Source organism: Frankia sp. CcCS3, assembly GCF_977927575.1.
This window is the reverse complement of the sequence record NZ_CDWRCL010000234.1, coordinates 1-6,403: the sequence shown is the minus strand read 5'-3', so window position 1 is coordinate 6,403 and position 6,403 is coordinate 1. Positions and strand designations below refer to the sequence as shown.

The window sequence follows — 6,403 nt, the reverse complement described above, 5'->3', positions numbered from 1 at the left end:
TTGGAGTACTAGTCCGTCCGGCCGGGGGGTCCGCGGTCGCCACGAGGAGGCCGGCACCGGCCGGTCCCGGCGCGATGTCACACCCGGGGCCGCGCTCCCGCCGAGGTCCGACCTCGGCAGGCGGCACCCGTGGGACGCAGGTGCCGTCGGGACAATCTTCTACGAAGAGTAGAAGGCAAGATGGTCGGGTGACCGTCACCTCGACAGGTGCGTTCCCATGCACCTGACCCAGTCGACCGACCTGGCGCTGCGGGCGCTCATGCTCGCAGCCACCCGGGAGGATCGCCTCACCGTCCGCGACCTCTCGAAAGCCCTCGATGTTCCGCTCACCCACATGGCGAAGATCGTGCAACGCCTCCAGCGGCTCGACCTCGTGGTCACCGTACGCGGACGCACCGGCGGGGTGCTGCTCGCCCCGGGCACGACGCAGGTCACCGTCGGGCACATCGTCCGTGCCCCCGAGGGCACGGACGAGTTCGTCTCCTGCGACGGTCCCCCGTGCCCGCTGCGATGCGCCTGCCGACTGCGCCCCCTCCTGCGACGAGCCCAGGAGAACTTCCTGGTCACGCTCGACGAGGTGACCCTCGCCGAGCTCACCGACGAACCCGCCGGCGCCGTCCTGCGCTCCCTCGCGCCACCGGTCCGCTGACACCCGGCCCCGCCCTCCACGAAACGCCCTGGAACTACCCGGGGCTGGACGAGCGGACCCCGCCGTTCTGTCGGACCTGCGGGATAGAATCGTCTGGAACGCAGGCTGGTTACGGGAGGAATCCCCCGCAACGTCTCGGCGTCAGGCCGGCGCCTCGGACCCGAGGTCCGCCAGCACCGGCCTTTCCGCGAATTCTCTCGGTTCGTTTTTCCCGCTACTGCTCCGCTTTATCGTGCTCCGCCCCGGCGAATACCCGAGGTCACCCTCGTCAGCTTCCGTAGGCGGCGATGAAGGGCGTATCAGCCTTGATCTTACCGAGCTTCGTGGCACCGCCCGGCTCGCCGAGCGGTGCGTCCCGACCTGGCAGGACGGTGCTGAAGAACAGCGCCTCGCTTTCAATGAACTCCTTGTCCTTCGCGGAAACACGGTCGTCACTGATGGCCGCGCCGACCGGGCAGGACACTGCGCAGGCGCCGCATTCCGTGCACTCGTCCGGATTGATGTACATCTTACGGTCACCCTCGTAGATGCAATCGGCCGGGCACCCCTCCAGGCAGGAGCCGTCCTTGACATCGATACACGCGGCGGTGATGACAAATGGCATGAGAACCCTCACTTTCGATCGACCATGCCGGACCACATCCGGACGGCAGTCAATCCCATGGCTGGCCTCCGACTTCTTCTCGGCTGGTTCCGACCGAGACGGATGGCCGTGCGGCGAACCCGAATGAATGGTATAGGTTCGCGGGGCGCTGGCAGGTCGTGCACCGTGAACGGCATGTAAACAAATTATCCGCGAGGCAAGCCTCATGGATATCCTCGAAATCCACTCGAAGGAAAATCTCAAGGATATTTTTATCAATAACATTATCTTGACCCGAATCACGCTTGAATACCCGCCCGCATTTTCCCGGAGGACGCCATCACGGTATCGGCCCGGCACGAGGCAGCAGGGTAGCGGGGCCGCCCCCGGGAGAAATCCGGACGCCGGCACCCGCCGGCCGTACCCACCGGGCGTACCCACTGATCACACTCCGGGAAGGCCGCTGATCATGCGGCGTCACCGGCGTTCCCCAGACCCCGCCCGGGCGGGGTTCACGATCCAGGCGGAGGTTCGAGGGCCCGGGGGCAGTCGATCGTTGCAGGTGGGACGGAATTTCCATCCGGACGATCTCGCCGTAGGCGAGGAATCTCATGAGCACGAAGAACCAGTGCGCCGGCCACACCTGCAGTCGGACGGGGGGTTGGCCGGCAAGCATGATGACCATGCTGTCGCCGTCCACACCGGACGCCCGCAGGTACGGGTAGCCGATATCGGTCCAGCCGGTCGTGAGCGCCAGCGCGAGGCGCCAGTTCGTCAGGAAAAGGTGCCCCTGGGAGACAGGGCGCCACTGGACCGCGGCGAGCGCCTCGGCGCGCCTGCGCTGGCTGCCGTTGTACAGGGCACTGCCGAGCAGGGACGCGCCGAGCAGAAGGGGACTACCGAAGGCGACGAACCACCCCTGATTATAGATGACGTTCTGGCCGATGTACTGCCAGACGCAGACGGATGCCTGGGCCAGCACGGCTTCACCCGCACCCAGCGCGATCTGCACGGGTTGTGCCCGCGGACGCCATCCGCGCGTGAGCGCCTCACCGAGTTCCGCGCCAGCCAGCCAGCTCTCCTCGTACGGGGTACGCGGTCCCGGCCGCATCGGACGATGTCGGGGCAAGGTCACCAATCCCACGTCGCGCGATCACTGTCAGCCTTGATTGTCCATCATTGCCGTTCATCATTCGCAGGGCCGGCGCGGGGCATCCGGATTGGTTCACCTCCGCGCGTAGGCCGGGCGGGACCTTCCCCGACCGGCCTACGGGTTTTCCCGCGCCGACCGGCGGCCGGAATTCCGTCAGCCTTGTACTCGGTCAGGGCATGTACTCGGCCATGACGCCCCCCCGCACGATTTCCAGCAGTCTACCTCGAGGAACGGGCAGAGATGGTTCTTGATCCGTTGAGCGTACCCATGCTGATCGCCAACACCGTGCTGTAATGCCCCCATGGCGACATTCGGTGCGATGCGACGGCACCCGGAGCGGCACAGCACGAACCGTTCGGGCTGGCTGCGCGCGGCCGTCCTCGGCGCGAACGACGGCCTGGTCTCCACCTCCAGCCTCATCGTCGGCGTCGCCGCGAGCGGCGCCTCCACCGGCGCGGTCCTGACCGCCGGGATCGCGGGTCTGACCGCGGGGGCGATGTCGATGGCGGCCGGGGAGTATGTGTCGGTGAGCTCCCAGGCCGACGTGGAACACGCGGACCGGGCCAAGGAGAGCGCGGAGCTGGCGGCCAACCCCGCGGCCGAGCTCGCCGAGCTGGTCGGCATCTACGAGCGGCGCGGCCTTCCGCACGACCTCGCCAGGCAGGTCGCCGTGGCACTGACCGAGCGGGGTGCGCTGGAGGCGCACCTGCGCGACGAACTCGGCCAGAGTGAGGCCACCCGGGCGCGCCCGGTCCAGGCCGCCGTCGCGTCGGCGGGCAGCTTCACGGCCGGCGGGCTGGTGCCGTTCCTCGGGATGTCGGCCCCGGCGGGGGCGGGCCGCCTGGCGCTCGTCGTCGTGGTGACGATGATCGGTCTCGCCGTCGCGGGCATGCTCGCCGCGCGGGCCGCCGGTATGGCGCTGCTACGTCCGGCCCTGCGCGTCGTGCTGGGCGGCGCCGCGGCCATGCTGGTCACCGCGCTGGTCGGTCTGATCACCGGCGCGGCCGGCGGCTGACCGACCGCCGGGACGTACCTGAGCCCACCACCGATCCACCGCTGGTCCGTGGGCTCATACCGTTCCTCGGTGGGCGCGGGGCGAACCACGGGTCGTCGGCACCGGCGCCGCCGGGTCTGGTAGGCGGCTACATCCGGTGTTCGACGATCACGTCGGCGGTCATCGCCAGCGCGCCGGGGCTGCGCGGGCTGCGCACCACCACGAGGGCGAACAGGGCGTCGAGCACCGACAGGTGCACGATCCGGCTGGTCATCGCCTCGATGCGATACGCCGTCTCCCGACTGCCCACCACCACCGCGTGCTGCACCAGCTCGGTCAACGGTGACCGGGCAAAGCTCGTGATCGCGGCGGTGTGCGCCCCGGCGTCCACGGCCGCCCGCATCGCCGCCAGTGTCTCCGCCGTCGAGCCGGTGTGGCTGACCGCAACACACAGATCACCCGCCGCCAGCATCCGGGCGGTGACGTGCTGCACATGCGTGTCCCCGGCGAACCGCGCATCGACCCCGACCGTGGTCAGCCGGTAGGCGGCATCCATCGCCAGCGGCGCCGACGTCCCCACCGCCACGAACAACGTCCGCGGCGCGGCGACGACCAGGTCGGCGATCGCCGCCAGCACGCCACCGTCGATCCCCCGCGCCGCCTCGGTCAGCGCACTCGCCGCCCCGCCGAGCACCTTCCCGGCGATCTCATCCGGGCCATCGGCCGCGGACACCTCGTCCACCAGCTGCCGCTCCACCGGCAGCGTCTCCCGGATCAGCGCCAGCTTGAGTTCCTGATAGCCCCGAAGCCCGAGGCTCTGGCAGAACCGCACCACCGTCGCCGGCGAGCTTCCCGACACCTGCGCCAGCTCGCTCACCGACTGGTGGATCATCGCAGCCGGGTCGGCGAGGACCTGCCGCGCCACCCGCTGCTCCGCCGACGACAGCGACGCCGACAAAGCCCGGATGCGCTCCAACACGGCGGGCGCGGCAGCGCCGCCCTCGACCCTCATAGTCACATCACTAGTCACGACACGTCACGCTAAGCGCGTAGACGCAACGGTCAGATGCCTAAAGGTAAATTTCGGATGAATATTCCATAGTATCATGTATTATGAAAGTCCATTTCGGCCCCGGGCGGTCGGTGTCGGCCAGGGTGGAGGGGTCCGGAGCTCGTCCGCGACCCTCAGCGCATGATCCCAGTATGGCCGAGGGAGTAGCGACCGGGTTGCGGCCAGACCGCGAGACCGTGCGGCTCACGGCCGACGGGGATCCGAGCCAGCAGCCGGCCGGCCTTCGGCTCCGATATTTCCCGTCCAAGGAAGACCTGGTTCTCGGTGAGACGCACGCCCTGATCCCGGTGCTCCAAGAGCATGTCCGCGTCCGCCCGGCCGACGAGCCCCCGTAGACCGCCGTGTGTAACGCGTTGTTCGCCATCGCGGCTGAGCGTGGCGTCGGCCTCGGCCTTCTGTTCAGCGGCCCACCGGTCGCCTTTGTGACCCAACCGAGCAGGTCCGCCACAACATTGCTGCGCGAGTTCGAGGACGGCCTGGCACACGTCCTTGCCGAACGACTCAGCCGGGCGGACGGCGGCGGCGATGCGCAGCACTCTCATCGCCTTCTCCGCGCTGCCCCAACCGGACCGGACGCTCACGACCGCGTTGCGCCTGCTCCAGGAGACGTTCGCGATCCTCCGGCAGTGAGTCCCCGCCCGGCAGGCGATCAACGGGTGACCGCAATCACAAGCCAACAAGGACCGGCGATCTGTCATTACTGACACATTCGACATCGAGGGCCGCCAGCTTGCCGACACCGGAACACGCGGGCCCGGATCCGCACCGTCGGCAGAGCAGCCGGAGGCGGTCGCCGAACATGCCCTGTCGTCGGACCGCTCGATCGATCAGACTGGGTAGGGCAGCAGCCCGCGGTCGGGTCGACAGGAGTCGGAAGGCCACCCGGGTTCGTCGTCATGCTGGTCCTTCCCGAACAGGCACCGTTCGGCGCGGTGCGAGCGAAGCCGGTTGGCGGGACCCGCGCGGCCGGTCCGAAGAGGCGGAGTTCTCCTCTGAGGCGGGAGGTGCGGGTGGGCGGCAGCAGCGGCAGCCACCCGGCCGAGTCCCGGGCTATGGCCGCGCCGACCGCGCCGTTTCCGCGCGCCTGCGGTGCCGCGGCCAGGACGACCCGGTCGGGGCGCACCAGCACGGCCCCGGCCCCCGCCCGGCGCAACCAGCCGGCCGAGATCCCGCCGTCGGAGATGACGGCGTCGTCACCGTCGTCCAGGCCGGCCGGATGCCCCGAACCGCTGGTGGCACCCGAACCGCTGGTGGCGGCGCGGACCTGGAAGACCGGCGCCCGCAGGCGCCGCGCCAGGACCGAGAGGCCGGGATCGAGCGGGCCGGAAGCGACGATCGCAAAGGAGTCACCGAGCAGGTCATCGAGGCGGCACCGACGCCGGTCGACGGTGACCCACGGTTGTGGAAGCAGGGTCCCGGCCAGGCCACCAAGACCGCGGTGGCGGGGTCGGACCAGCGGCCCGGCGGGTAGCCGGGGCGACGTCGTACGCGCGGCGGCATGGCTGAAGCCCGGGACCCGGCAGGCTCCAGCAAGGACCAGCCGCCGAGCGGCCGCGGCGTTGTCCTGACCACCGGTCATCGCCCAGCCGACCGTGATCGCCGTCCGGATCAGGCGGGCCACGTGGGGTTCGCGTTCGAGCTGGTAGGTGTCGAGCAGTCGGTCGTCGGCTCCTTCGGACAGCACCATCGCCAGCTTCCAGCTGAGGTTGGCGGCGTCGCGTAGCCCGGCGCCCATACCCTGGCCAATGAACGGCGGGGTCACGTGCGCCGCGTCGCCAAGCAGGAAGACCCGCCCGAGGCGCCACCGGTCAGCGACCCGGGCCCGGAACGTGTATGCCGCCTGTCGCAGCACCTCCACCCCGGACCGTGGCACGCCGCGGATCCAGGGGGCTAGGGCCTGTTTGGGAAGTTTATCGGGGCAGCCATTCGTTGATCGCGGCGATGGTGACTGT

Annotated in this window: 7 protein-coding genes; 2 read left to right on the top strand and 5 right to left on the bottom strand. The window is 69.5% G+C overall.

The window, feature by feature from the left end; all coding sequences use genetic code 11:
• The first annotated feature begins 217 nt into the window (after positions 1–217).
• On the top strand, positions 218–649 hold the full coding sequence (locus AC08OQ_RS16755; protein ID WP_476601875.1) for an RrF2 family transcriptional regulator: 432 nt from the start codon (positions 218–220) through the stop codon (positions 647–649).
• Positions 650–917: 268 nt separating this feature from the next.
• Here AC08OQ_RS16755 and AC08OQ_RS16750 read toward each other — a convergent pair whose 3' ends face one another.
• Together AC08OQ_RS16750 and AC08OQ_RS16745 are read right to left on the bottom strand one after the other, a co-directional pair.
• Positions 918–1,253, bottom strand: a complete 336-nt coding sequence (locus AC08OQ_RS16750; protein WP_476601874.1) for an indolepyruvate ferredoxin oxidoreductase subunit alpha — start codon at positions 1,251–1,253, stop codon at positions 918–920.
• 319 nt (positions 1,254–1,572) lie between these two features.
• The gene (locus tag AC08OQ_RS16745) at positions 1,573–2,367 is read right to left on the bottom strand and encodes a hypothetical protein (protein WP_476605629.1); all 795 of its coding nucleotides are present in this window, start codon (positions 2,365–2,367) and stop codon (positions 1,573–1,575) included.
• Positions 2,368–2,686: 319 nt separating this feature from the next.
• On the opposite strand from AC08OQ_RS16745, the gene AC08OQ_RS16740 reads away from it, so the two are divergent.
• Positions 2,687–3,400, top strand: a complete 714-nt coding sequence (locus AC08OQ_RS16740) for a VIT1/CCC1 transporter family protein (RefSeq protein WP_476594079.1) — start codon at positions 2,687–2,689, stop codon at positions 3,398–3,400.
• Between the two features lie 127 nt (positions 3,401–3,527).
• Here AC08OQ_RS16740 and AC08OQ_RS16735 read toward each other — a convergent pair whose 3' ends face one another.
• From AC08OQ_RS16735 to AC08OQ_RS16725, 3 genes are all read right to left on the bottom strand, one after another.
• On the bottom strand, positions 3,528–4,391 hold the full coding sequence (locus AC08OQ_RS16735; RefSeq protein ID WP_476601872.1) for a MurR/RpiR family transcriptional regulator: 864 nt from the start codon (positions 4,389–4,391) through the stop codon (positions 3,528–3,530).
• Positions 4,392–4,564: 173 nt separating this feature from the next.
• Positions 4,565–4,993 carry a hypothetical protein gene (locus AC08OQ_RS16730; RefSeq protein ID WP_476601876.1) on the bottom strand — a complete coding sequence of 143 codons (429 nt, stop codon included), beginning with the start codon at positions 4,991–4,993 and terminating at the stop codon, positions 4,565–4,567.
• 155 nt (positions 4,994–5,148) lie between these two features.
• Positions 5,149–6,324 carry an FAD-dependent monooxygenase gene (locus AC08OQ_RS16725; protein ID WP_476612183.1) on the bottom strand — a complete coding sequence of 392 codons (1,176 nt, stop codon included), beginning with the start codon at positions 6,322–6,324 and terminating at the stop codon, positions 5,149–5,151.
• Positions 6,325–6,403 lie beyond the last annotated feature (79 nt).